Source organism: Exiguobacterium profundum, from assembly GCF_001909285.1.
Lineage (GTDB): Bacteria > Bacillota > Bacilli > Exiguobacteriales > Exiguobacteriaceae > Exiguobacterium > Exiguobacterium profundum.
The window spans coordinates 895,560-921,753 of sequence record NZ_MRSV01000001.1 but is presented as its reverse complement, the minus strand read 5'-3'; the positions used below and the strand labels follow the sequence as shown (position 1 = coordinate 921,753).

25 protein-coding genes, 1 pseudogene and 1 riboswitch are annotated in these 26,194 nt (G+C 47.6%); of the genes and pseudogenes, 6 read left to right on the top strand and 20 right to left on the bottom strand.

Annotation, left to right across the window (positions count from 1 at the left end):
- Positions 1-137: 137 nt before the first annotated feature.
- From BBB58_RS04950 to BBB58_RS04935, 4 genes are all read right to left on the bottom strand, one after another.
- Positions 138-905 (bottom strand): tyrosine-protein phosphatase, encoded by a 768-nt coding sequence (locus tag BBB58_RS04950; RefSeq protein WP_074035873.1) that lies wholly within the window; start codon positions 903-905, stop codon positions 138-140.
- 6 nt (positions 906-911) lie between these two features.
- Complete coding sequence (locus tag BBB58_RS04945) at positions 912-2,117, bottom strand: alpha-amylase family glycosyl hydrolase (protein WP_074035871.1); 1,206 nt, start codon at positions 2,115-2,117, stop codon at positions 912-914.
- An 88-nt stretch (positions 2,118-2,205) separates the two neighbouring features.
- Positions 2,206-3,129, bottom strand: a complete 924-nt coding sequence (locus BBB58_RS04940) for an LCP family glycopolymer transferase (protein ID WP_074035870.1) — start codon at positions 3,127-3,129, stop codon at positions 2,206-2,208.
- A gap of 68 nt (positions 3,130-3,197) precedes the next feature.
- Positions 3,198-4,076 carry a YihY/virulence factor BrkB family protein gene (locus tag BBB58_RS04935; protein WP_074035869.1) on the bottom strand — a complete coding sequence of 293 codons (879 nt, stop codon included), beginning with the start codon at positions 4,074-4,076 and terminating at the stop codon, positions 3,198-3,200.
- A 126-nt stretch (positions 4,077-4,202) separates the two neighbouring features.
- Between BBB58_RS04935 and gnd the strand changes: the two genes are divergently transcribed.
- Complete coding sequence (gnd, locus tag BBB58_RS04930) at positions 4,203-5,087, top strand: phosphogluconate dehydrogenase (NAD(+)-dependent, decarboxylating) (protein WP_074035868.1); 885 nt, start codon at positions 4,203-4,205, stop codon at positions 5,085-5,087.
- Positions 5,088-5,124: 37 nt separating this feature from the next.
- Here gnd and BBB58_RS04925 read toward each other — a convergent pair whose 3' ends face one another.
- The 7 genes from BBB58_RS04925 to BBB58_RS04895 all read right to left on the bottom strand — a co-directional run bounded on the left by BBB58_RS04925 (position 5,125) and on the right by BBB58_RS04895 (position 13,735).
- Positions 5,125-5,739, bottom strand: a complete 615-nt coding sequence (locus tag BBB58_RS04925; protein WP_074035867.1) for a flavodoxin family protein — start codon at positions 5,737-5,739, stop codon at positions 5,125-5,127.
- A 106-nt stretch (positions 5,740-5,845) separates the two neighbouring features.
- Positions 5,846-6,862 (bottom strand): UDP-glucose 4-epimerase GalE, encoded by a 1,017-nt coding sequence (gene galE / locus BBB58_RS04920; protein ID WP_074035865.1) that lies wholly within the window; start codon positions 6,860-6,862, stop codon positions 5,846-5,848.
- Between the two features lie 41 nt (positions 6,863-6,903).
- Entirely contained in the window at positions 6,904-8,364 is a 1,461-nt protein-coding gene (gene pelG / locus BBB58_RS04915; protein WP_074035863.1) for an exopolysaccharide Pel transporter PelG, read from the bottom strand.
- On the bottom strand, positions 8,345-9,763 hold the full coding sequence (gene pelF, locus BBB58_RS04910; RefSeq protein WP_074035861.1) for a GT4 family glycosyltransferase PelF: 1,419 nt from the start codon (positions 9,761-9,763) through the stop codon (positions 8,345-8,347). Before pelF ends, pelG begins: the two co-directional genes overlap by 20 nt.
- A complete protein-coding gene (locus tag BBB58_RS04905) occupies positions 9,760-11,601 on the bottom strand; it encodes a DUF2194 domain-containing protein (protein ID WP_074035859.1) in 1,842 nt (613 codons plus the stop codon). Before BBB58_RS04905 ends, pelF begins: the two co-directional genes overlap by 4 nt.
- Positions 11,598-12,512, bottom strand: coding sequence for a hypothetical protein (locus BBB58_RS04900; RefSeq protein ID WP_074035857.1), 915 nt, complete (start codon positions 12,510-12,512; stop codon positions 11,598-11,600). The genes BBB58_RS04905 and BBB58_RS04900 overlap by 4 nt, the downstream gene beginning before the upstream one ends.
- Positions 12,509-13,735 (bottom strand): hypothetical protein, encoded by a 1,227-nt coding sequence (locus tag BBB58_RS04895; RefSeq protein WP_074035855.1) that lies wholly within the window; start codon positions 13,733-13,735, stop codon positions 12,509-12,511. The genes BBB58_RS04900 and BBB58_RS04895 overlap by 4 nt, the downstream gene beginning before the upstream one ends.
- Before the next feature lie 69 nt (positions 13,736-13,804).
- A riboswitch (cyclic di-GMP riboswitch) is annotated at positions 13,805-13,891 on the top strand.
- A 40-nt stretch (positions 13,892-13,931) separates the two neighbouring features.
- On the opposite strand from BBB58_RS04895, the gene BBB58_RS04890 reads away from it, so the two are divergent.
- Positions 13,932-14,726: a glycoside hydrolase family 191 protein gene (locus tag BBB58_RS04890; RefSeq protein ID WP_244150674.1), complete on the top strand. Its 795-nt coding sequence runs from the start codon at positions 13,932-13,934 to the stop codon at positions 14,724-14,726.
- Positions 14,727-14,968: 242 nt separating this feature from the next.
- On the opposite strand, the gene BBB58_RS04885 is transcribed toward BBB58_RS04890, so the two are convergent.
- The 4 genes from BBB58_RS04885 to BBB58_RS04870 form a co-directional block, all read right to left on the bottom strand.
- Positions 14,969-15,265, bottom strand: coding sequence for a spore coat protein (locus BBB58_RS04885; RefSeq protein WP_074035853.1), 297 nt, complete (start codon positions 15,263-15,265; stop codon positions 14,969-14,971).
- A 13-nt stretch (positions 15,266-15,278) separates the two neighbouring features.
- Positions 15,279-15,479, bottom strand: coding sequence for a hypothetical protein (locus tag BBB58_RS04880; protein ID WP_074035851.1), 201 nt, complete (start codon positions 15,477-15,479; stop codon positions 15,279-15,281).
- A gap of 56 nt (positions 15,480-15,535) precedes the next feature.
- On the bottom strand, positions 15,536-15,892 hold the full coding sequence (locus tag BBB58_RS04875) for a DUF2512 family protein (RefSeq protein WP_074035849.1): 357 nt from the start codon (positions 15,890-15,892) through the stop codon (positions 15,536-15,538).
- A 275-nt stretch (positions 15,893-16,167) separates the two neighbouring features.
- Positions 16,168-17,694: an FAD-dependent oxidoreductase gene (locus BBB58_RS04870; protein ID WP_074035847.1), complete on the bottom strand. Its 1,527-nt coding sequence runs from the start codon at positions 17,692-17,694 to the stop codon at positions 16,168-16,170.
- A gap of 196 nt (positions 17,695-17,890) precedes the next feature.
- Here BBB58_RS04870 and BBB58_RS04865 point away from each other — a divergent pair, with 196 nt between their 5' ends.
- Entirely contained in the window at positions 17,891-18,769 is an 879-nt protein-coding gene (locus tag BBB58_RS04865) for a manganese catalase (RefSeq protein WP_074035845.1), read from the top strand.
- Positions 18,770-18,888: 119 nt separating this feature from the next.
- On the opposite strand, the gene BBB58_RS04860 is transcribed toward BBB58_RS04865, so the two are convergent.
- The 4 genes and pseudogenes from BBB58_RS04860 to amaP form a co-directional block, all read right to left on the bottom strand.
- The gene (locus BBB58_RS04860) at positions 18,889-19,275 is read right to left on the bottom strand and encodes a hypothetical protein (protein ID WP_074035843.1); all 387 of its coding nucleotides are present in this window, start codon (positions 19,273-19,275) and stop codon (positions 18,889-18,891) included.
- 124 nt (positions 19,276-19,399) lie between these two features.
- Positions 19,400-19,849: pseudogene (locus BBB58_RS04855) on the bottom strand (Asp23/Gls24 family envelope stress response protein).
- Between the two features lie 55 nt (positions 19,850-19,904).
- Entirely contained in the window at positions 19,905-20,111 is a 207-nt protein-coding gene (locus BBB58_RS04850) for a DUF2273 domain-containing protein (protein ID WP_074035841.1), read from the bottom strand.
- Positions 20,112-20,123: 12 nt separating this feature from the next.
- Entirely contained in the window at positions 20,124-20,666 is a 543-nt protein-coding gene (gene amaP / locus BBB58_RS04845) for an alkaline shock response membrane anchor protein AmaP (protein WP_074035839.1), read from the bottom strand.
- A gap of 133 nt (positions 20,667-20,799) precedes the next feature.
- Here amaP and BBB58_RS04840 point away from each other — a divergent pair, with 133 nt between their 5' ends.
- On the top strand, positions 20,800-21,042 hold the full coding sequence (locus tag BBB58_RS04840) for a hypothetical protein (RefSeq protein ID WP_074035837.1): 243 nt from the start codon (positions 20,800-20,802) through the stop codon (positions 21,040-21,042).
- Between the two features lie 46 nt (positions 21,043-21,088).
- Here BBB58_RS04840 and BBB58_RS04835 read toward each other — a convergent pair whose 3' ends face one another.
- Positions 21,089-21,937 carry a MurR/RpiR family transcriptional regulator gene (locus tag BBB58_RS04835; protein WP_074035835.1) on the bottom strand — a complete coding sequence of 283 codons (849 nt, stop codon included), beginning with the start codon at positions 21,935-21,937 and terminating at the stop codon, positions 21,089-21,091.
- Between the two features lie 162 nt (positions 21,938-22,099).
- Here BBB58_RS04835 and BBB58_RS04830 point away from each other — a divergent pair, with 162 nt between their 5' ends.
- Positions 22,100-24,559 carry a bifunctional diguanylate cyclase/phosphodiesterase gene (locus BBB58_RS04830; protein WP_074035833.1) on the top strand — a complete coding sequence of 820 codons (2,460 nt, stop codon included), beginning with the start codon at positions 22,100-22,102 and terminating at the stop codon, positions 24,557-24,559.
- Between the two features lie 371 nt (positions 24,560-24,930).
- Complete coding sequence (locus tag BBB58_RS04825; protein WP_012727266.1) at positions 24,931-26,136, top strand: MFS transporter; 1,206 nt, start codon at positions 24,931-24,933, stop codon at positions 26,134-26,136.
- Positions 26,137-26,194: the final 58 nt, after the last annotated feature.

The window sequence follows — 26,194 nt, the reverse complement described above, 5'->3', positions numbered from 1 at the left end:
TCTATTTTTGATTTTTTTATTTTTTACATGCTAAATCAAGTTCAATATAAAAAACGATTTATGCATCGGTTGATTCCATGCATAAATCGTAAAAACACCTACACTTTTGTTCATAATCAATATATTTAACTTCTACTTCACCACTTCCAACGTCCTCGCCAGTTTTTCTCAGGTAAACGTGGAGGATTCACCGAAATCGGTTCATCCGCTAACATCTCCTCCGTAAAGTGGAGGTGCTGTTGCCACATCTCTTCCCCTAATTCGTTGATGACTTCCTGTCTCGCCGCTAACCAATTAAAATCACGATGTTCCACGTTATGGGCATCGGAGGCGACGATGTGACTCAGCCCGTGACTGATGAACGTGAGTGCGAGTTCTCGAATCTGTCTTCCGAACTGCCCTGTCAAACTGCTTGTCGTCACTTGGGACAACGCACCCGACGATACGAGATGATGCAATTTTTCTGGATGGAGTGCAAACTCACGATTCCGCTCCGGATGCGCGATGACCGGAACGTATCCAGCCGCCTGTAGTTGAAAGAATAAGGACTCCGTATAAGCTGGTAGACTTTGACTCGGCAGTTCCACGAGGACATATCGTGACCCAGCGAGCGAATGTGCCTCTCCGGACTCCAACGCTTCGACCATTTCTCCAAAAATTCGAATCTCTTGTCCAACATACAAGGTCAAGGGGATCTGTTCATCATCGAGTCGTTTTTGTAGATGCGCGACTTCTTGCGTGATGTCATGATGCTGCGTCTCAAAGTACGGATGATACGCGTGTGGTGTCACGACAATCGATGTTACCCCTTCTTCCACCGCACGTTTCGCGAGTTGAAGGGATGCTTCCATTGTACGTGGTCCATCATCTACTTCAGGCAACAAATGACAATGTACATCAATCATGAGTGTTCACTCTCCATTGTGTGATTGTTTTAGCCAAACATATTCATACGGGCGAAGCGTTACATTTGTCATCCATTCTTCTGTAAAGAGACTCGTCCCTTCACAATCCGTCTGCACCGTCTCTTCACTCATATTCGTCAATAACAGTAGGGTCTCCTCTTGATGCGTTCGCTTAACAGCGAAAACGCGCCGATCGAGATTTAGGACCTCTTGACCAATGTAAGGGGACAAGGCAGGATGGAGTCGTTTCACATTCAATTGGCTCAATATCCCTTCATAAACACGAAGTCGATCCGGATCGCGTTTCAATGCTCGGACGAGATCTTCCTGTTCAACCGGTTGCGACACCCCAAATAAAGTTCGGTAATCAATCAACGGAATCCCTTGAAGCGACAACAATACACTGTGGGCTGCGAGAATCACATCTGGGTTAGTGTCCATCAGATTTTTCTCAAACGGATCACGTTCCGCTGAAGATAGGAAATTGAAATATGTTTGATTGGCTCTCAGTGAATGAACTTGTCTCGCCCAATCGGTCAATCGTGTCACATTGGCCTGCGCAAACGCTAAAATGACATGACTGGATAAGTCGAAATGACAGACGACGTCCGCCTCTTCCTCAAAGTTTAGGACTGAATCGACACGTTCATTGGCAACGATGAGCTGTGCATTCGGCTTATACGTATGCATAATCGTACGCCACAGTTTGAGGATGTGTTTGACTCGTTCCGGTTCTATTCCGCGAAACGACTCGACATGGACACGGATTTTCGTCGCTCCATACGCCAGACGTTCAATCAGTTCATCTGTTACGGTGACAAGGTCGAGTTGTGACTCATTCCATGCTTCAGGCGTCATCTCGTAAATCAAATCGAACTCATCGGTGAAACGTCCTAAGTCTTCGAACAGTTGCACCCGCGAGTCGATGGCTGTGTCCTGTTGTTTCGTTTGATACGGAAACAGGGAGACGAGATAGAGATCACTCACCGTCGTTTGGACATGATCGGCTAACCATTGATGGAGAGCCTCGAGGTTCGCTCGTCCGTCAGTCAGGATAAAACCGGCATCCACCAACAAGACGTTTGTTTTTTCAGAAGGGCGTTCATGGTCGTGCCAACGATGATCCGACCACTTCTCAAACAACCGTTCCCACTTTTCTTGCGAGGTCTCCCCGAGTTCGAGGAGCACCTCTTCAATCGTTTCCCATTTCATGACTCATCCCTCCTTGGCATCTCTTTATTTCTCCCACTTTCCGTTTCATAAAAAACACAAAAAAACTGTCCGACTTGGGTCAGACAGTTTACTCCATCAATCGTTTCAACTCTTCCTGAACGCCATTCAACGAAGAAGATTCCGGATTCCAATAATAGATGCCGTCCCCCTCTAATCCGCCCGCACCCTCAAGCCGTAAGATACTCGCGTTGCGGAACGCGTTCATATAGTCCGTCGACAAAGAGACGAATTCATTGAGCTCGATATTCGTCTTCGCCTGATCGCCGACCACCTCGAGTAACGCGGTGACCTTGTCGAGTGAGAAGTCCGTCCGTCCTTTTTTGATGATGGCGGCGACGACATCACGCTGACGTTCTTGACGTCCGAAGTCACCGTTTGGATCGTTATAGCGCATCCGCGTGTAATCGAGTGCCGCTTCTCCGTCTAACGTCACCTCACCAACGGGAAACGTGTAATCTTCTGTCGAGAACGCAAATTTATTCATGACGGTAATGCCTCCGAGTGCATCCACGACGTCGCTGAATGCCTCCATATCCGTCTCGATGACATAATCGATTGGGATGTCGAGGAAATTCTCGACCGTATTCATTGCCATTTCGGCCCCACCGAACGCATAGGCATGATTGATCTTATCACGTGTCCCTTTCCCGACGATTTCAGTCTTTGTATCCCGGGGAATCGAGAGCATCGCTCCTTCATCAAGTTCCGGATTGAGTGTCAGCACGATGATTGAGTCACTCCGTCCCTGTTCGGTCCCGCGTCGGTCAATTCCAAGCAAGAGAATGGAAACAGACTCTTTGCGTTCAATGGTCTCGACCTGCTTGCGCTCTTTGCTGATTTTCAAGTTGTCATTCACTTGTGCGACGGTGTCATCGACTTCTTTTACCATTGACCAGACGAACGCGCCACCCGTGATGAGCACCAAGGCCATGACGCCTGCTACAACCCCTAGTACGATTTTCCACTTTGATGGTTTACGATGTTTCGCCATGCGGCCACACCTTCTTCCGTGAAATAGTACTAGTTTATTCCCATGCCACGGGTTGTTTTAAAGCATGTTCACAAAGAATAATCACGATATCCCTTTTTTTGTTTCGGGAAATGGGTCCGGGTCGGTTGGCGGGTCATATGGTAGGGCCATGCCGCATTGATTTCTGCCCCAATCAGCATCGTTGCTGCTGTCAGATAGAGCCAAATTTGTAGTAGAATCACCGCACCAATCGTGCCATACGTGTCCCCTAGAATCGAGAAGCGTTCGACATAGACACTGTATCCGGTCGACAGCAATTGCCACGAGATGACCGCAAACACGGCTCCAGGAAGTGTTTCGATGAACCGTACTCGCTGTTGTGGCGCGATTTTATAAAAGAGTGAGAAAGCCATGATCAAGATGAGCGTCGAGACCGTATAGCGCGTCAGAGTCGACAAGCGGTCGAATTCTTCGACTTTTGGATAGAGGGCATAAATCAATTCGACAAATTCTTGACCGAATAGATGAAACACAATCAAGATGACCGCCCCGATGCTCCCTGCTAAAATCACGAGCAACCCGATCAATCGTCGGAAGATATAGCCGCGCGCTTCCGTCTCCCCATATGCGAACACCGTCAGCTTGACGAGTCGCGCCGTCCCGTTCGAGGCCGACCAAAACGCGATGATGGCACTGACTGATAACAGTCCACCGTTCAAATTTCCGCTCACGTCATAGACGATAGATAACAGTTCACGCACACTTGACCCTGGAATGAGTGTCTCAATCTGTTCGATGAGAAGCGCATCATCGATTTGAAACCATGCCATCACGGCAAAAAAGACAAAAAACGTCGGAAAGATGGATAAAAACCAAAAAAACGCCAATGTGGCACTGTAGTCATTAATATGATGGTCTTTGAATCGATGCCTGACGTCTACGGCCAGTCGAAATACATTTTCAAACATCGCCACCCTCCTCTCATCACTGTTGCACTTATATCATTCTACATCTCGGGCAAGCTGTCCTTTTGAGCAATCGTTATTTCGGGTATGCCCTATAGAGGACTAAATCTTACAAATGGGGTGGAACGAATGGAAATCGGTATGATTGGACTTGGTAAAATGGGCCTCAATTTGGCTCTGAATTTGACAGACAATGGGCATCGTGTCGTCGGGTATGACCCGGGAAACGTATCGACGAGTCAATTTGAGACGAAAGCCTCTTTGCAGGAGGTCGTTTCCGCGCTTCAAGCCCCTCGCGTCGTCTGGGTGATGGTGCCGGCGGGTGACGTGACCGAACACGTCTTGAACGACTTGCACAATCTTCTCTCGCCGGGCGACATCGTCATCGACGGAGGGAACTCGAACTATAAGGAATCGATGCGGCGTGCCGACCATTTCAAAGAAAAACTGATTTATTTCTTCGACGTTGGGACGAGTGGTGGGATGGAAGGTGCCCGTCACGGGGCGTGTACGATGATCGGAGGCGATTTGGAGGCGTTCGGAAAGATCGAGCAACTTTTCCAAGACGTCTCGACCGACCAGGGCTATTTGTACGCAGGACCGAGCGGAAGTGGTCACTTTTTGAAGATGGTGCATAACGGGATTGAGTATGGGATGATGCAGGCGATTGCCGAAGGCTTTGAAGTGCTCGAGAAGAGTCCGTTCGACTATGAATATGAAGATGTCGCACGCGTTTGGAATCACGGGTCGGTCATTCGCTCATGGCTCATGGAACTGACGGAGAGTGCCTTCTCGAAAGATGCGAAGCTCGACGACATTCGCGGGGTCATGCATGCATCCGGTGAAGGCAAATGGACGGTCGAGACGGCACTCGAGTACGACGTCCCGACACCGGTCATCGCACTCTCCCTCATGATGCGTCAACGCTCGCTTCAAGAGGATACGTTCTCGGGCAAGGTCGTCGCGGCATTACGGAACGAGTTCGGTGGGCATGCGGTGGAGAAGAAAGAGTAAGCCATAAAGGTCTCGACCGATTGGTCGAGACCTTTACTCATTCCATCGTATTCCCTTCTGCCGGAATTGGATGGTTTTTAAGCATTCTCGCAAAATGGACGAGATTATATGCCATCGTCTTTCCGTGAGACTTCGTGAATTCATTTTCTCGTCCAGCATCAAGGTACGAATCACCTGGTCCCGCTTCTCCGACCCAGTACGTGTCGACATTCGGCGGCACGGTGAAACCGATGTGGGACAATCCATATAGAATCGAAGCACAGGCGTGTTTCGCCCCATCCTCATTCCCCGTGACGACGACTCCACCGACCTTGTTGTAGTAAATCGCCTGTCCTGATTTGTTCGTCAGTCCGCTACCGCCATATAGCCGTTCGATCACTTGGGTGGCGACGCTACTCTTCTCCCCGAGCCAGAGTGGTGTCCCAATCACGACAATATTCGCGGCCTTCACTTTCTCAAAAATCTGTGGCCACTCGTCCCCATCCCCTTCATCTTCCGTCACACCGAACTTGACGTTGTAATCAACAATCCGAACAATCTCGGATTCGACGTCGAGCGCATCGAAGTGTGGGATGATGTCACGAATCAATCCTTCCGTATGGGACGTCGTGTCTCCACCTTTTAGCGAACAGTTCAAAAACAAAGCTTTCATCCGATCCCTCCTAAGTAAATGACGTTCCATTAGGTGTTCCCGTTCGCTATCCAATCTAACACAAAAAGAGACGACCATCGTGTGATGACCGCCTACTTCATAGGATTTATTCACTGTACCCTTTCGGATTATTCGATTGCCAACGCCAAGCGTCCCGACACATCGCTTCAATGTCATGTCGCACTTCCCAGCCAAGAATGGCCTTAGACTTTTGCGGGTCGGCAAATATCGCCGCGACGTCTCCGTCTCGTTTATCCGTGATTTGATAAGGAATCGTCTGTCCGCTCTCCTGTTGGAACGTTTGAAGCAAATCAAGGACGCTGTATCCTTTCCCTGTCCCGAGGTTGAACGCCTCCACCCCTTCATATTTCCCCACATACTCCAACGCCTTCAAATGACCAAGCGCCAAATCTACGACATGGATATAGTCGCGCACGCCTGTCCCGTCATGCGTCGGATAGTCATCCCCGAACACTTGAAGCTCTTTTAGACGCCCGGCCGCGACTTGTGTGATGTATGGCATCAAGTTGTTTGGGACATCGAACGGATCTTCGCCGATCGTCCCGGAGTCGTGCGCGCCAATCGGATTGAAATAGCGAAGAATCGCAATCGACCAAGAAGAATCAGCTGTATAAAGGTCGCGCAATATCTCTTCGATCATCAGTTTCGTTCGTCCATATGGATTGGTCGCACTGAGCGGGAACGATTCATCGACCGGAGATGTGGTTGGGATTCCGTAAACGGTCGCCGATGAACTGAAGACGATACGTTTTATCCCAAATTGATTCATCATCCGTAACAAGACGAGCGTCCCAGCTACGTTGTTGTCATAGTAGTGAAGTGGTTGGCTGACGGATTCGCCGACTGCCTTTAGACCCGCGAAGTGAACGACCGCATGAATCGAGTGCGTGGAGAAGATTTCATCAAGCAATTCCTGATCTCGAATGTCGCCCACGTATAAGGTGACCGTCTTTCCAGTCAGGATCTCGATTCGCTGAATCGCCTCTTGTCGGCTATTGGACAAGTTGTCCAAAATGACGACTTCGTATCCTTCCTCAAGCAATTGCACCGTCGTGTGTGTCCCGATATACCCCGCGCCACCTGTCACAAAAATTGTTTTCATGTGCTTCACCCCATTTTCTGAAAGTTCATCTGCTGCGATTGTTAAGCCGAGCGATCATTGAGCCAGTCCCCGACACGACGGAATGTATCCGTACGCGGAGGTGTTTCGCTTCGGCTAAACGTGTGATAATCAATCTCGGATACATATCGAATCAAGCGAATGAGTGAGAACGCGAACGCAATCGTGCAACCAATCGCAAAACTAAGACCGTAACTGTCTGGTCCAAGTGGTAATAGCAAGAACGTCAACCCTGCATTCATCGTGATGAAGAGTGCCGATGTATACGCCGCTCCCCGATGATCTTCAAAATAGAGCAGGACGAGCGTGAGAACGAGCACCATGGCGTTTGAAAAGGCACCAATCGTCGTCATTTGAAAGACATCCCGAATCTCAGGTGACAGACCTAGTAGCGGGAACAAGACGGCCGCGAACAGAATAAAGAGAAGCGACACGAGCCCTTGATTTCGGAACAGTCGTTGCAACTCTTGTCGTAAGACGAGGAGCATGGCCGCTTTCGAACGTTGAATCTGTTGGTACGTCCCACCTTCGTTCACGTATCCATAAAACACGCGATACCGCTCATAAAAACGCGTCTCGACCGACACAACGAATATCGTCATCGTCGGAATGATCGTCAAATAAGAGAGGAAGATAGCTGTGTCATAGATCGGATGATAGCGGAATGTGTCGAGGTGGACACTCCCTCCTTCCGCGAACCAGATGATCCATGTGCCGACCCAGATCCCGATGTTATAGAGAAAACTGGTCCAAAAGAGTGCCGGGTAGCGGTCAAAATAGCGATAGAACGAGAACTGACCGACCGTACTACGGTTTGGGAACGTAAGGAGCATCGATGTGAACAAGCCGAACAACGTGACGACAAGACCGAGTGTCATACTCGCTGTCAACGCGAAGCTCTTCATGTAGGACTCCGTCAAATATTGCATCAAGAACTGGTCCGTGATGAGGACCGCGGCGACTGAGACGATGCCACCGGCCACAAAGCTATAGGCTACCGCCTGATAGAACTTGGCCGCACTGAGGAACAAGAAGTGTACCCAAATGAGGTTGACCGTCATGAATAGGACGAATGCCAACGCGTTCAATAAAGCAGGGAGTTCAGAGAACATGAGGAAGATAGCGAACAACAGCGACGCGATGGCGACCGTCGTCTTCATCATCCCGATGAACGCCGGGAAGATGTCTTCATATCGTTTCTCATAAAAACAATCCGCCAAGTACCTCGTGACAACGAGCTGCTGCACGCCGAGAAAGACTTGCGAAAAAATAAAACTGTAAGAGACGATCAAATTGAACGTCGTGCGTTCTTCGAGTGTAGCGATAGATAGATAGCTCGTCAGCCACTGCATGAGGGCAATCGTGACGATGACGATCAGCCATGGTCCTGATGTGACGAGCCCGGCAAATGCATATGCTTTGATTCGTGAAGAGAAGTAGTCTTCTTGAAACAACTGTTGTAACTTAAACCCGATGCCCGCCATATACCGCTCTCCTCTCTTCATATAAGTGTAGATATGCATCGATAAACTGATCGGTGCGATAGTACGTCTCGACTCGCTGTTGCCCGTTTCGTCCGAGTCGGCGCGCATCTTCACGATTTTGATGGAACCAGGCGCAACGCTCTGCGATTCGCCGTGGATTGACCGGCGGAACGACAAATCCGGCCGGACCGAACGGTTCATCCGGTCGCCCGTTCACGAGTTCCGCACAGGCCCCGACGTCCGTCACAATCCACGGGACACCAGCGGCCATACCTTCTAGTACAGCAAGCGGTTGTCCTTCGGAGATACTCGTCAACAAACAAACATCGAATTCGGGAAGGTGTTGTCGAATATCGACTTTTCCGACCATCAAGACGGACTGTTCAAGCTCGAGTTGCCGAATGAGCATCTCGCACTCCGTCGCATACTCCTTATCCTCATCAAGTGGTCCCATAATGGTCAGTTCGAACGGGACGAGCATGTCTTGTAACAGTTTCGCCGCATAAATCATGGTTTTAATATCTTTGATTGGAACGACGCGAACGATGGCACCGATTCGTAGTTTATCCACTCCCGGCACATGCCCGAGAGCAGACAAGCCCGTCACGTCAATCCCGTTCGGAATGATACTTAATTTCTCAACAGGTGCACCGAGCTGACGTTGCAACTCGCCGTTTCGTTCAAAGAGTGTGATGACGTCATCTGCCTTTCGGTACGCTTCCCGGGAAATGTGGTGGAAGAACTGAATCCAATGGGAGCGAAACTCAGCCGGAATCCAAGATGCCTGCAACAGTTCTTCTTCCCGTTCACGCGAATAGATGCCGTGTTCAGTCAAAAGAAACGGAATGTTTTGTCGTTCTTTCATCGCACTCGCAATCAGACCCGCATATCCGGTCGAGGCCGCGTGCACGAGGTCGACCTGAGGTAATCCGGCTTGGAGTAAATCAAGGACAGGCGCATACATACTGCGCCACATCCAAAAGTAATCGATAAACGAACCGGCCTGCCCTTCTTCTTGATAGCTCTCCGTGACGAGCTGATAGAAGAGACGACTCGAGAAGAATTGTTCTGGTGTCCCGATTTGATTTTCAAGAATCGGATAGATGGACGAATCGACTTGACCGAATGTCATCCACGTCTTGATTCGCTCCCGTTCCGCTTCCGATAACGCTTCCGGTCGACGTTTCCGTGTCGTCCGTTGATTGAGGGCGAGCGTGGTGACGCCTGTGACGTTCTTCGGTAACTTATAGCGATAATCTGCCTCTGTCTTCGGATTCGGCATGATTGAGATAATCTCAAACTCATGCATCGGCATCTGTTCCATCAGCATGTGAACCCAGCTCGATACGCCGCCGCTCACATATGGATAACTCCCTTCGACAACAATTCCTATTTTCATGGGCGACCCTCCAATATCGGGAGACGAACAGACGTGTCTCTCAATTCAACTTGATACAATGTACCATTCTCATCAAATGGCTTGACTTCACCATAATCGAACGTCCCTGTATCGAGACGTTTCCCAGGTTGCACACGAACGAGTAACGTCGACGGGACAGGCAGTTGTTGGGCATTGATATCGATAGCATCATTCGTGTAAGCCACATCGATTTGCGCATCTTGATAAAGCTTATATTTTCGATACGCGTCATATTGGCTCAAGCCCTCGAGATGTGGATATTTGGAGTAGAGTGTCTGGAACAGACCTCCAAACGATTCTTTCATCATCTCCCACCCTTTCCCTTTCGAGCGATAGTCATCTAACACATCATCCGGGTGAATGAAGTGGGAAACGAGTCCGAAGTTGGCGACGGCATCAATGACGACAAATAGATCATCCGGTGTCTCGTTGTATCCGCTCGATACGCGAGGAAAATCGTACAAGTTCGGATAGACCGGGTCGGGTCCGAACTCTTGAATGTAACTTCCTTTCGTCGCATCTCCGCTGTAGAGTCCTGCGACAATCAGCCCTTTCGGAAACTTCTCGTTCAACACTTCAAGTCCGGATTGACCGATGATGTTCGATGGTGGCACATAGCTGCGGATCCGCTCATTCGGCAAGTAATAGTCAAACGCCTCAACGACACGGTCAATGGCGGAACGCATATCTTCCTGACTGTCCCATTTTGTATATCCAAGCTCCGGGTCCATCACTTCATCTCCCATGACGAGTGGCTGGTGGTTGAACCCGTGTAGCCCGACTTCCCCATTCGTTTGGAGTAAACCGCGACCATATTCGAGCATCGGTGCCCGAATTTTTTCGATGAGCTGTTCTGTCGTCTCTTCATTCGTCGCTTTATAACTGCCGATCAAGAAACCAGAATAAGTGACGTCGTAGTCAGCACCGATTTGCTTCATGTCTCTCCACCAAATCTCTGAGAAGAACTCTTTGATGGACAAATCATATTCTTTCGTGATGACCGGATTCGAATAATTTGGTACCGGTGCCGGGAAGTCGTCAAGGTGAACGACCTTGATGCCAGCTTGTGGCATGACGAACGCTGGGAACAGCATCGAAAGCGTCTGCACCATCAAGCCGCGTGAGTTCTTATCCGTCAACGACGTCGTATTCCAAAACATCACTTCGCCCTTCCCATAAGGAGACTGCCATAATATTGGTTCGTTTTTGGCAGAAATGAGGACGTCCGCCTCTTCTTTCAGTTTGACGTCAGCAATGCTGTGGACGAATAACCCTGAGTCTTGAGGCAAGTCGACATACCCAGGGAAAATTTCTTGTTCGAAAATCAACCCGTTGACTCCATCTTTAAAGTCCCCAAAATCGCTTACGCCGACCAGGTCTGCCCAGTCTTGATCGATGAATCGTCCGGCAACGTAGAGCCGTCCACCTTTTTCAACGAACGACCGAATTGCCTCGTACGGCCATGATTTCGTATTTTCTCCGCTGACGACGAGAACGTGTCGTGGAGAAGGCTCAATCGATGCGATGGCCTCTGCTTCAATCGAGGTATAAGGCAACTTTGCATAGTCGAGCGCATATTTAAAGTTATTCAAAACAGCTGTCGACAAATCGTCGTCATTCTGATGGATGTAGATTTGAACCGGATCCCCCTCCACCGCTCTCACCTCACCCGCGAGTGTCGTAAAGGATTTCGGCTCATGTGCTTCTTTTGGGATGAGCCGATGACCATAGTCAAGCCGTAAAAACTGGACGACGACAATCATCGCGATGAGTAAAGAGAACAAAGACGCGATATACGTCGTAATCGATTTATTCATATATGGGCACCTTCTAACTGTTGAATGACAAAGCGATAGTCCTCTGGAATGTCTTGCAAATCGAGATGTTGATGCAGGCGGTCGAGGGTAGGACGTAGGGACGTCCAATCGCCGTTCGTCATGTGGTGTTCAATCAACATGACATATCCATCGGGTACTTTTGGATGATAAAGGGTGAGCGCCTCAGCCAATCGTTCTCCCGTTTCCAAGTCACCCGAGCGGAACGAGAGGCGGGCTTTCGTGCGTAAGTACGTTTCGTCTGTTTCGTCGTACTCACTCAATTGATCGAGGTGAAATAATATCCGTTGCTGGATGCGCATTTGCATATCTTGATCCAAGAGACCGCTATCCAAGAACGAGATCCCGGTCTCGATTACCGGATAAATCGTCTCCGGTCGCTCCGGATTCACTTGTGCGATTCGCTGTTTTAACATCAAATCGTATCGGTCAAACAATGTGTTTCGGACAGTCGCTGCATAGTGGACCGTTTCCGTATCCTCGTGTTCGAGACCTAAGTGTAAATATTCTTCTGTATTCATGAGCGGTGTCGACATGAGTTGTGTGATCGATTGTTTCCGTTTGTTCCCGTCCATCTGTAAGGCTTCCGTCAATGGGACGAGATCTAAATCTTCTTTCGCCTGTTGCTGCAAGCGTTCTAAGTTGACCGTCTCAAAGTTGATGTACTCATCGTAGTCGAGAAGCGTCTTCGGTGAGGCGAAGCGTCGGGCAATCACATATCCAATCAAACCAAACAGTTCTCCGACAATCGGGATGACGGCACTGACGAGAAATATCGAGAGCCAGACTCCCTTTTCCGTCGCATCGACTTTCGGTCGTACAATCAGTCGATACAAGACGAAAAGGACCGTCGCATGCAGAAGGAAGAAAAGAAGAATCATCCAACCGGTCATAGGCGTTTCCCACCTTTCACATAGAAGACATGCTCAATCCGTTCCTTGAATCGTTCGGCTGATTCAACCGGTGTACCTGGGAGGAGAAAATGAAGGATGCGATCGTCTTCGTCATATCCGATAACGTCAATTTCACGCATCGACTGTCTCAAAATCAATTCCATTTCAATCAATGACAAGTCCACACCCTCTACAGGCAATGTGACCGTACTATACGGTTGACCATATTGCTCATGACGAAGTACTTGTTGGGCCACTTTTTGTTCGAATGCTTCCATACGGAACATGTGCGTCCCGTCGACGAGTTGGTCGCTGACGAGCATCCATTCGAGGGCATCGGCCTTTTCAATGCGCGTTCCCGTCCAATCCAAGACGAGTTTCATCATGTTCATCTCATGACTACGTAAGCGTAAGATATCGATTTCATGGACGACCAAGACTTCCTTCACCGTTCCTTCATAACAAATCGGTGCAACGAGAAGCGGTCCATCTAGCTCATCTGCTAAACGAAGCGTCGGCTTTTTTGATTGGAACATCCGTGCGAAAATTCCCTCCTCCGAATCGATGAAAAGCGTCTGGGGCAAACGTTCTACCTCTCCGGAACGGACATGAAGACGGAGTGTGCGCCGCGATGCATCCACATGATATAAAGCGAGTTGACGAGCACGGAAGACACGCGTGAACGTTCCAATTAAATGATCACGTACTAAAGCGGTCGCATCCTGATCAAGTTGTAGTCCAATCTCATAAATTTTTGAGAGCGTATAAGTCGAGTCGAGCACCCGCTTCCGCATCTCCCCTTGCGACTCTTGTAGTTGTTGTATCGTCTGTTTCAGTTGTTCGTTCTCATCAATCACTTCTTCTTGACGAATGTGGAGCGACTGGTAACGCTCCCGATAAGAAGTACTGAAGACACCCGCACTAAGCGCGACGAAGAAGTGTAGCAAAATCCAAGCCAGTTCATTCGTATCGTAAAGGAATAAGAGCAAGTCTGAGCCTTCCATCAAGAGGAATGAGAAATGGTAGAGACTCGTCAACGCGAAACTGACGAAGGCACCGAGCAAACCATATCGTAAAGAAAACAGGAGGATATAAAAAATTAACGGGTCAATCGCCCAATCTGACAAAGAAAGACTAAATGTATAGTCCAAAATGCCGATAAGTAAAATAGTCACAATCATTTCAATCCATTTGATGGATGTGCGGTGTTGGGTATAAATCATAGTGTCACTCATTCCTTTACGTGGTATTTTAGTAGTAGGACTTTCAATGGATTGTCGACAAAAATTTCATATCGAGACGGGCAAACTTACTGAAAAGTAAGGGCGCAAAGACATGGGTCGTCGATCTTTTTAGATACCGATCGCCAGTCTGCAATAGCCGCAGCCGCTCTCTGATAACTATCAGGAGGGTTTTTTTATGTTTATTTTCTCAGCCAAACGAATCGTGACCATCTGTTGTGCATTTCTCGTTGGATTGGCGTTTTTGACGCCGCAACAAGCGGTCGCTAAAGCGAGCAATCCGCTCGCAAACGTCGAATCGTACAAAATTTATTACGATATGCCGACAAAGACCAAAATTAAAAAGATGCAACAGTATGACCTTGTCATCATCGAGCCTGTTTATTATACTGCAGCGCAAATCAAAGAGTTACAGAAATATGGGACAAAAGTGTACGGCTACATCAACACGATGGAAGCTGACAATTGGAACGTCGATTTCATCAGTCAGATGAACGAGTCGGACTTCTTCCACCGCAACGGACAACGTGTTCATTATGCGGAATGGGATTCTTATTTAGTCGATATGACGTCAACCCACTATCGTGAGTTGTTGACGCGTGAAGTGGAGAAACAAATCGTCGCCAAAGGATTGGATGGTGCGTTCTTAGATACCGTCGGCAACATCGATAATGAGCACTCGGAACAACCGACCATTTTAAAAGCGCAACGTGACGGGATGAGTCAGTTCATGAAGACGATCAAATCCAATCACCCTTCCCTTTCTCTCATTCAAAACTGGGGATTTGCGACATTGAAGACGTATACGTATCCATATGTGGATGGCGTGATGTGGGAAAGCTTCAACTACACGACCGTAGCAAAAGATCAATGGTCAAAAGACCGCATTCAAGAGTTGCGTGACCTTGATACACGTTACGGGATCAAAGCGTTGACCGTGTCTTCGAAACAACGTCCAAAGAGCGCGGAATAAAAAGAAAAAAATGGGTTCATCCATTTCCATTCAAACGCTTCGTTAGATTATAATAAATTCTGACTTTCATTTACATGATTGTACAAGTATCTGGTAGTTTCTACAATGGAAATGCTAAAAAAACATCCCACGTGTATGCCTTCTTTATCGGCAGATTCGTGGGATGTTTTGATGGATTCGCTTCATTCTTTTTCGTATCCATTTGCATGGCTTTAACATGATGATATGACAGTTAGACATCTTTACTTTTTGACATACTCTTTCGCTTTTTTATTTTTTTCTTTGTCATATTGCAATTGTTTTTCGATGTCGTACGCCATATACATATCGTTCTTGATCATATAATCAGCGATTTCCGCATGATTTTCAATTGCTTGATTCAACTGTTTGACGAGCACTTTCCGTACCTCAGGTGAAGCTGTTTCAGTCACAGCGACCGAGTAAGCCCGAACGGCCGACTTTGCAGTGATGAGCAAATCGGTCGCAATCAACTCGTCCCGTTTTTTACTTGGTCGCTTTAAATTTTCCTGGATTCCCATATGGATTTCCTCCTTATACCTTGTTCGGTAACAGTTGCTTCAATTCACTGATTGCTTGCTCAGTGTTCTTCAAGTAATTGCGAGCAATTTTCTGTAGTTCCTTATCCTTAATAAGCGGTTCGCTCACATATCCTTTAACAAGTGCAGCTTGCTTCAATGTCAACATCTCATGAATTTCTAAAATTTCATGGATGGCGAGCTTATTCTCTGCCATTTTATTTTCCTCCTTATTTTATCGTTTAGACGTTTGTTTGTCGGCTCCTCGTACTTTTATTTATTTATTAATAACCATTTATGGAAAAGATATTCGAAAACGGCAGTGGCAAGAGCAGTGTAGAGGGCCATCATGACAAAATTTGAATTGACCGCTAAATCAAAGTCCAGCATCCATAAAAAGAACCAACTAATTAAAAAGACAAGCCCGAAATCCGCCATTGTCGCTGGGATATTCCCAAATTTCCGCAATATGAATAGATCACCAAGCGCATAAGCGATGATTCCTATGACAAGGGCAATCCAAGCCGCATGATACCAGGGAACTGAAAAGCCGATTGTCAGGACGAGAAGAAAGACTACGAGTACCGCCGGGAGCTTAATCCCTAATGCTTTCCCATGATTAACTTGCATGTCATCCACTCCTTCCCAAAAAGAATTGTCTATCTTTTTTCTATCGTACAGTCAGATGTTCCCACCTCAAACATCCCCAAACATTTTTTTAAGTAGCTTTATTGTGCAATAGAAAATCATACAATTCTCTATTTTTAAGTAAGCTATCTATGTTACATGCGCCTCAATTGGAACTTTTTAATATTTCAAAAAAAAGAAATAATAAACTTTTAGAATACATTACAATCTCGTAACGAAAAAACGAGACGATGATTCGTCTCGCTGGATGGATTTACTTATTTCTGTGGTAAATTTTTCACGGCCGGTCCTTCGATGACTTCTCCATTCGGTTTGAATCGAGACCCGTGACATGGACAGTCCCATGAACGCTCGGCTTGGTTCCAACTCACGGTACACCCCAAGTGAGTGCATGTAGAGCCAACCATACTGATATGACCGTCCTTATCTCGGTAAGCTGCAACTTGATCTCCCTCATGATCAATCAAACTGCCTTCATCAAATCCGAGGTCGTCTAGCGTTTTATCTGACGAATGTACTTTTCCTTTGACAAACTCTTTTGCCACATCGGCATTCGTCTTTACAAATTGTTTAATGTCTGAAAGTTTGCTTTTCGACCGGGAAGGATCATATAACGCTTCATACCGATTCTTTCTGCCCATTACTAAATCTGTGATAAGTCGCGACGCAATGATTCCTTGACTCATTCCCCACTTTGAAAATCCTGTAGCTACATAGACATGAGGGGTGTCTTTTGTCATTTGTCCGATATAGGGCACGTGATCAAGAGTAATCAAATCTTGAGCTGACCAATGATGAGTGAAAGATTCGACGCCAAAATAGCGGTTGGCAAACACTCCAAGATTCTCATAACACATCCGTGTCTGCTCCTTTTGACCACTCGTATGATTCTCCCCGCCGAACAGCGCCAATTTATTTCCATTCTCCATTTTTACATGACGGAGAGAACGACTTGGAGAGTCTATACTAATATACATCCCTTCAGGAAAATCTGAACTCGGAACTTCTGCAGATACGACATACGATCGCTCCACTTCCATTTTCGAAAAGTACACCCCTTTGAAGTCGTTGAATGGATAATGCGTCGCAATGACGACATCATCTGTAGAAATTGTATGTCCGGCTTCTGTCTTTAGACGATTCGGCGTTCCATATTCGAGGTCAGAGACTCGTGTCATTTCGTAGAATGTTCCTCCTAGTTCAATGAACCGCTCCATCAATCCCTGTAGATATTTGACCGGATGGAATTGAAGTTGATTCCGCATGACTATTGCTTTTTTGACTGGGTACGGTAATTTATGATTTACTTCATTCGTTGCATCCTCACCATCGATTCCGATTGTTTTGTAAGCTCTTTCTTCTTGTACCAACTGCTCAACCGTCCCCTCAGAGGACTCTGCATACATATAGGCATCCTGTGGCTCTAGGTCGCATTCAATCCCAAAGGCATTAACCTGATCGGATAAGAACTGAATAGCTTCCATGTTCGCTTCGTAATAAAGACGAGCTTTTTCTTTACCAAATGATTCAAGAAGCTCGGCGTAGACCACACCGTGTTGTGCACTTACTTTTGCCGTCGTATATCCCGTCGTCCCCGTCCCCAACCTAGCCGCTTCGACTAACATAACTTGTTTCCCTTGTTCAGCCAATAAAAGGGCAGTCAATACACCCGTAATCCCTGCTCCTACCACGACAACTTCTGATGAAAGATCTTGATGTACTGAAGTTGTAGATTGCTCTTTGGCGATATCTCGCCAAAATGACGTTGGACTGTTTTCAAACATGAAATCATCCTCCTTTTTTAACGCTCTTCTCTCGTCTAAATACAAATGCCTAGTTGAGTTACCCCTCATTCTCTAAACGAAAACAAAATGGCATCAAATTTATAATCTAGTGGTAAAATGTTTCACTTTGTGAAATGAGTGGAACAAGTTGATTGTTGTGCTATTTCACTCGTTTTATACACAAAGGAGGAATTGGATGTTTCTTCATCAAAAAGAATTACAGTTTGAAGTACAGGTTGATCGTCCAGACCCACAGTTAGCTCGACAAATTCAAGAAGTACTTGGTGGTCAATTTGGGGAAATGACCGTCATGATGCAATATTTGTTCCAAGGCTTCAATTGTCGGGGTGAAGAAAAATTTAAAGACATGCTGATGGACATCGGAACAGAAGAAATCGGTCACGTTGAAATGCTATGTGCTCTCATCTCGCAGTTACTCGATGAGGCATCACCAGCAGAACAGGCTGAGGCCGCAAAAGATCCTGCTACCGCGGCTATCCTTGGTGGAATGAATCCTCAACATTTGATTGTCAGCGGACTTGGAGGTATGCCAACGAACTCGAATGGCGTTCCATGGAACGGGTCTTACATTGTAGCCAGTGGAAACCTCCTAGCCGATATGCGTTCAAATTTACATGCTGAGACGCAGGGGCGGCTTCAAGTTTCAAGACTGTACCATATGACAGAAGACGAAGGAGTTCGTAAAGTATTTCGTAAAATGTTAGCACGTGATCGATACCATCAATACCAATGGATGGCCGCCATCGATGAACTGGAACAGAAGAACGGAGTAGTGGTCCCGGCAAGTTTCCCAGCGAAAGACGAAAAGGAAGCTGAAAAACATGGACTCGAGTTTTGGGATCTTTCCGAAGGGAATGAATCAAGCAAAGGGAAATGGGCAACTGGTTCTGCGCCAGACGGTTCGGGAGATTTCATTTATCTGAGTGATCCTGCACCACAAGGACAAAAGCCGGTGATGAATCGACCTGATGCGACGCTACATCACGATTTAGATCACCCTAGAAGTGTTGAAAAAATGGCGAAGAAAGTAACAGATCATTTAAAAGGGAAGTGACAAAAGACGTCTGCTCCAAGATGGGGAGCAGACGTCTTTTGTCACTTATCAGATCAGCAGAAAACAAATTCACAAAAGTACTATAAAAACGCTTATTGAAGTAATATCTAGTCGTATCTTCAATCGCTGGGAATCTTAATCTCATCAAATTGCTCATTTCTACATAACGTAATGCCTTGCATCGCCAGTTTATAGTACTCTTCCGGCAAGGCGATCAACTCGGTCGGAAGCACCCATTCTTTCGAGTTATATAAATGGATAACCAATTTGACGAGGACGAGCGTCTCTTTCGTGAATGTGTTCTCGTCGATAATTTGAGCTGTTCGAATCACACCTGTTTGTAGGTCAATATAAGGAAGCAACATGTCACGGACGCAATCATTCCCGGCGATGACGTACAGGGCGGCGAAATATTTTCGGTCGACGCTGCCCGGGTCTTCTAAGTGTCTCGCAAGTTGCTTAAACGTCTCATAATAAAATGGTGAAAAAAATTCAATGTTGTGCATGGCGTTTTCCTCTCATCTCTAGGGCTTCCGTCTATCTTTAGTAATTCCACGATTCTCCAGGAACTAACCCTTTTCTACTCAAACAAAACCTGGACCTTTTGAGAGGTCCAGGTCAGCGCTTCGGTTATACAAGGTCGCGTGACGGCTCCGTTTCAGCGTCGTTCGACTTGCTCTTTGCTTCGAATTCCTCACGTGTCATGACGTCCTCGACGTGCATATTCACCTCGACAACTTCAAGACCAGTCATATCGTTCATCGCCTTCTTGATTTTTGTGACGGTCTCATTGAAGACGGACGGGATGTTTTTTCTTTATTCGACGATGACACGCAAATCGAGCGCGACTTGCTTCTCTCCGACTTCAGCGCCGATTCCTTTCGTGATGTCTTCTGTGCTGCGGAATCGGTCTGTCAATCCGCTCATAAAGCCACCGCTCATCGACAAGATTCCTTGGACTTCACTCGTCGCGAGACCTGCGATTTTTTTGATGACTTGTTCCTCGAACGTCAATTTGTTTTGTCGTGCCTGTTGTTCGTTCGTTTCATTCGTTGTTACGTTTAAGTTTTCGTTTGCCATGATTCATGCTCTCCTTTTTTGTTTATGAGTCTGTTTTACCGATTGACCACGAGGGTCAATCTCGTGTGAAGAATGTGATCCATTCCTCGATACGCAGTGCACCGTCACGCCATTTCCCGATTAGAAAACCAATCAATGTGAGCGTCACAATGAGAAGTGTCGGCCCAAATCCGAGCGTCAGGAACAGTACCGCGATGATGAGACCGATCAATGCCCCGACGAGTCGGAAGCGATAAGGTTTTAGTTGGGTTTTCGTAGCCATCACAGCACCTCCTTATATGACGCGCTCAGACGTCTTGAGCTTCGTATCGTGGATATTCAATGTCACATCTGCTACCGGCACTTCCATCAACGATTCAATCCGCTCTTTCACATGTGTCTGAATGTCTTTACCGAGAGTCGGTAACCTTTCGCGATTGAACACGGCGCAGTCGATGAAGACGCGGACACGTTCTCGCTTTGAGTCGATGTCGACGCTTACGTTCGGTGTACGCAGTCCTTGAAATTGTTTCAATGACTCGTATACCGATTTTTTAATCGTCTCTTTTGAGACAGTGATTCGACCTTCACCGGTCTGAATCGTATAACGCTTTGGTTTCGGCCTTGCAACCAGTCCCGTCATCAGCATGATGAGGAAGATCACAGCCAGGAATATCCCAATCGTTAAAATCGTATAGATATACCAGTCTTGTGTTTGCCATTGATCTGTATATTGGGTGAGTTGTGGGACATCGTAGACGCCAAGCAATAGAATACCTACACTTAGCAACCCGACGATGCCCGTTAAGACCAAGAGGGCTCGATTTAATCCATTCATCTCAACAATCTCCTTTTTCATTCACATCATTCATGTTGCGAACCCTTGATTCAGAATCGCAATACCAATCGGTAGTCGTAGTGATTCCCGCTCATCTGAACTTGAAACATCTTAACCTGTAAAAAATTAAAACATGCAAAAAAATGACCAAATTACAACCGATTTGAGCGATCAATTGACAGAGCGCGTGGAAACGATCAAGCAATCCGTCGACGAGGAAGCGATTGCGGACGCAGTCGCACAAAATACAGAGTTATTGGAAACCGAAGCGGCTTCGAAAGCTTCGATTTGGAGCTTTGTCGCGCTCATCTTGACATCAATCGCTGGAATTTCCGGATCAAGTGCCGCCCACCGTGGTGAGACCGTCAATCGTTAATAAATAAAAAAATCTCCCTTCTCTAAGAGAGGGGAGATTTTTGAAGTTATACACGTCGATTGGCAATCGCCTCGCGCATCTGTTGAAGCGATGCTCGGGCCGCGTCCCCTCGCCGAATCATGACGGCTGTAAACAAGGCGTCAATCAGACTGAGTTCCGCAATGCGGGAAGCGAGTGCCTCTGAGCGAAATGCCGTTTCTTGAGACACCGTAAACAGAGACACGTCCGCAATCTTCGAAAGAGGTGACTTCGCATAGTTCGTGATGGCGATTGTCGGGACACCTTTCTCTTTTAACAGTTTCGCGATATCGAGCGTCTCTTTCGAAGCACCGGAATGCGAGATGACGACGGCGACGTCTTCTGCCGTCAGCTGTGAGGCTGACATGAGCTGCATATGCGACTCGAGCATCGCGCTCACCTGAAGCCCGCTCCGCACAAACTTATGGTACGCATCGAGTGCGACGACGGCCGACCCGCCGCTCCCGAAAAATTCGATGCGGCGCGCCCCAAGAAACAACTCCACCGTTTTCTCAAGAGAGGCACCATCTAAAATCTGACGGGTCGATTCAATCGTCTTACCGTTCGTCGAAAAAATTTTCTCTGCGATTTCGAGTGCCGTATCCGTCTCGGTAATATCTTCATGAATATCTTGAAGCGGCGCGACGACATCTGAGGCGAGTGCAATTTTTAACGCCTGATAGCCTTTAAATCCGACACGCTGACAAAAACGGAATACAGTGGATTCCGCGACATCGAGGTCATCTGCCACCTGATTGATGGTATGATGAACGATTTGTTCTGGTTGCTTTAAAATGTAGTCGGCAATGCGTTGTTCTTTTTTACTCAGTGTCGAATAGGCACCACGAATGCGGGCCGTCCCGTTCATCGTTTCCATCAAGAATCACCCTTTCTCTTCTTCAATCTAACGAAAACGTTTCGAAAAAAATTCCGCAATGTGTGATTCATGCAAATGATTGACCCACCTTACAAAAGTAGGCAAGAAGCGTGATTCCCGAGTGTGCTACTCTAATAAAGCACTTTTTAACTGCTTCACTCTTTGTACCATTTGAAATCGAAAGGACTGTTTCTCATCGAACATCACCTGAGTAGCTCATATAACTTACCACTCGTCATTCTTTCCATCGCTGTCGCCATCTTCGCTGCCGGTGTCGCTCTCGATATTAGCAGTCGTTTGAAATATGCGAAGCACGCCTCGCGACTCAGGTGGGTCGTAGCTGGCGCCTTCAGCCTCGGTCTCGGCATTTGGGCCATGCACTTCATCGGTATGCTGGCGTTTCACTTGCACGATGATGTGACGTACCATCTCGGCATCGTATTATTATCCATCGTGCCGGCCGTCGTCGCTTCCGGTCTTGCTTTCTGGATCATCAGTCACCCTGAGACAAGACCAATTCAACTCGTCTTTGGTGCCTTCTTGATTAGTGTCGGAGTTGTTTCGATGCACTATATCGGGATGGAAGCGATGCAGATGAATGCGATTCTTACCTATGACCCGGTCATGTGGATCGCTTCTGCCATCGTCGCCTTTGTGGCTTCGCTCGTCGGCCTGTATATCCTTTTCTATATCCCAAACGTCTCCCGATTCCATTGGCGTCGCCTTGCCAGTTCTGTATTAATCGGGGTCGCCGTTTCCGGCATGCATTACGTCGGGATGGGCGCGGCTCGTTTCACAGAGATGAGCGAGGGAACGCAACCGGTCAGTGGATACTCGGTCGACAGTACGCTCCTCGCCTACGTCATCGCAGCGAGCGTCATGACACTTTTCATTTTGATGTACATCTCGCTCCGGACGGCTTCGCAACTGGAGGCACAGTCGGAAGAACTCGAGTTGAAATTCGAATCCATCATCGAATCCGCCTCGGATGCCATCATCGTCGCTGACCACACTCGTGTCATTCTACAGTGGAACCAAGGAGCGACCGACTTGTTCGGTTACACGACTGACGAGATGGTCGGACAATCGATTGTCGCCATTATTCCAGAACGTTTCCGCGAGGCGCATGAACGTGGAATGCGTCGCTACGAAGCAACGGGTGAAAAACGCGTCATCGGTCAAACGGTGGAACTCATCGGACTAAGAAAGGACGGCGTCGAAGTACCAATTGAAATGTCTCTCGGCACGTGGAAGACAGAGAAAGGAATCTTCTTCAGTAGTATCATCCGTGACATCAGCGAACGGAAACGGATTGAGGCGCAAATCAATGATCTCGTGTATTTGGATCCACTCACGGGACTCCCGAACCGCCGCCTGTTCAGTGACCGACTCGATGCTCTTCTCGGTCAATCCCAGCAAGAGCCGTTCGCGCTATACTATATCGACTTGGACAATTTCAAAGTCATCAACGATCGCTTCGGCCATTCGATTGGCGACCAGTTCTTGAAACAAGTAACCAATCGGATCGAGTCGACCATTAAAAAGACGGACACGCTCGCCCGACTCGGTGGGGATGAGTTCATCATCTTATCGCCTGATACGAAAAGTAACTTGGCAGCCCATCACGCACAGGAACTCATCAACGTCCTCCATCCTCCGTTTGAACTCGAGAATGAAGAAGTGTTCACGGGTGCCTCGATTGGAATCAGTCTCCATCCGTCCGATGGCGATACGGCCGAGGAATTGATTAAGAATGCCGATATCGCCATGTACCGGGCGAAGGCGGACGGTAAAAACGGCTATCAATTCTTCACGAACGAATTGAACGAATCAGTGTCCCGCCGCTCGAACTTATCAATGGCGCTCCGTAAAGGCATCGGTCGTGGCGAGTTCTCTGTACATTATCAACCGCAAATTCAGTTGGAGACGGAAACCATCATCGGTATGGAAGCGCTCGTCCGTTGGCAACACCCGGATCTCGGGATGATTTCACCTGGTGAGTTTATTCCGATTGCTGAGGAAACAGGGAGCATCCATCGTCTCGGCGAGTTTGTTTTAAATGAGGCGTGTCGTCAAAACAAGGCGTGGCAAGATGCGGGGATTCCCCCGTTCCGAGTCGCCGTCAACATCTCGGCCGTTCAGTTTGCACAAAAAGATTTACCGGAGGTCGTCAATCGGGCACTCGCCTCATCCGGTCTTGCGGCACAATATTTAGAGCTTGAGTTGACCGAGAGTGTCATCCAAAGTGCGGATCGCGCCATCGAAACGATGCATGAACTCGTCGCCCTCGGCGTCCATCTTTCCATCGACGATTTCGGAACCGGGTATTCCTCCCTCAGTTATTTGAAACTGTTCCCAATCGATACGCTCAAGATCGACCAACACTTCACGAAAAATATCAAGAGCGACGAAAAAGATGCAGCTCTTGTCAAAACAATCATCCGGATGGCGCACGAACTCGATTTGAACGTCATCGCGGAAGGGGTCGAAACAGAGAACCAAGTCGCTTTTCTGAAAGCCGAATCATGTAATCAGGCACAAGGATATTTCTACAATCGTCCTTTGCCGGCGGAAGAAATCGAAGTCTTCTTCCAACAATATAAGAAAGCATCATCAAGTTAATTCGTTCGACCTCCGTGACGGGGGTCGATTTTTTACTAGGATTTTGACGATCGCTGAGTCACACCGAGCAATGCGCACAGGTTACCCGACACCTCTCGATGATTGGAAAATTGTTGCCTGAAAATGACGAACTATTTGAGGGATCTTTCGCCCATAGCTTTAAATCGATGAAGACGACACAATAAAAATGACCTCCGATGATTATATCGGAGGTCATTTTACAAACATACGTTCGTTTTATAGTACAACGCAAACAAGCGCCTATATATTCGCTATTTCTATTTTTAGTCTAGCAAATCCCGCAACATAAGTCTATTCTTTCTCTCCACGACCTCTTACATTAAAGAGAGACTCTTGAAAGGAGCATATCTATGGAATTATACCGTTGGGACCTCAATCTGAAAGTCCGCTTATTCGGCGAAGGCTTATTCAACCTCTTGTTTTGGATGTACTTTCCATTCATCACCGTCTATTTCGCCCGGACGCTCGGTGTCGAGCTAGCCGGACTACTCATGGCCGTGCCACCGTTGTTCCTGCTAGTCGGCAGCTTGATTGGCGGTTCGCTTGCAGATGAGATTGGTCGCCGCCCCGTCATGCTCGCCGGGACGTTCTCACAAGGTTTCCTATTCCTCGTTTTCGCTTTATCAACGAACGCCTATGTCGATTACATCACCTACATCAGCATCGGTTTTATGGGTGCCATCTACAAACCGGCCAGCTCGGCGATGGTCGCCGACCTCGTTCCGACTGAACATTTACGGAATGTATTCGCGACGTTTATGGCTTCGAACAATATCGGTGCTGTTCTCGGTCCGCTTCTTGGTGCGGTCCTCTTTTTCGAGTATCGTCAGGCGCTCCTCCTCGGCTGCGCCCTTGTTCTTTTTTGTTACGGGGGTTTGCTCGCGGTTCTAACCAGTGAGACACGACCGGTCTCGACCGAGAAGACGGTCGCAACGACATTTTTCACCCAAGGGCGGTCGTATGCGACGATTTTGATTGACCCGCTTTTCCGCCTCTATCTGATTGCTGGCGTATTCGCCTTAATCCCAATCATGCAGCTAGACGTGTATTTACCTGTCTATTTGATTGAACAAACTCCGGCCACGTTCAACGTCTCGAATACAGTCTTATTCGGCTGGCTCGTTGCATATAACGGCCTCTTGTTCGTCGTCTTCATCATTCCTGTCACACGTGTGTTTCGGGCGTGGGACGAACGGCGTGTTTTACTATTGTCGACTTTCCTAGGAGGTTTCGGGACGTTTCTCGTCGCCTTCTCATCAAATATCTGGTACTTGCTCATCGTCACGACCATGTTCACGTTCGGGGAGCTGATTCGTTCTCCCGTCAGTCAGAGTTTCGTTAGTCACTATGCACCAATCGAGTCACGTGGACAATACCTCGCGACCGATACGCTCCAAAACACAATCGGCAAGTTCCTCGCACCAGTGACGGTATTTGCATCAGGATTTCTCTCCCCGCTCGCTGTGTTCACACTCATCTTGCTGTCGGCACTCATCGGTATGGGGCTGTATGCGAAGCTATTTGACAGGCTGAACCAAATGAAAGTTTCGTCTTAAGGTTACCGCAATCACTTTGTTACTAATCAACGCCTGTATCGCATTTCGGGAATTTTAT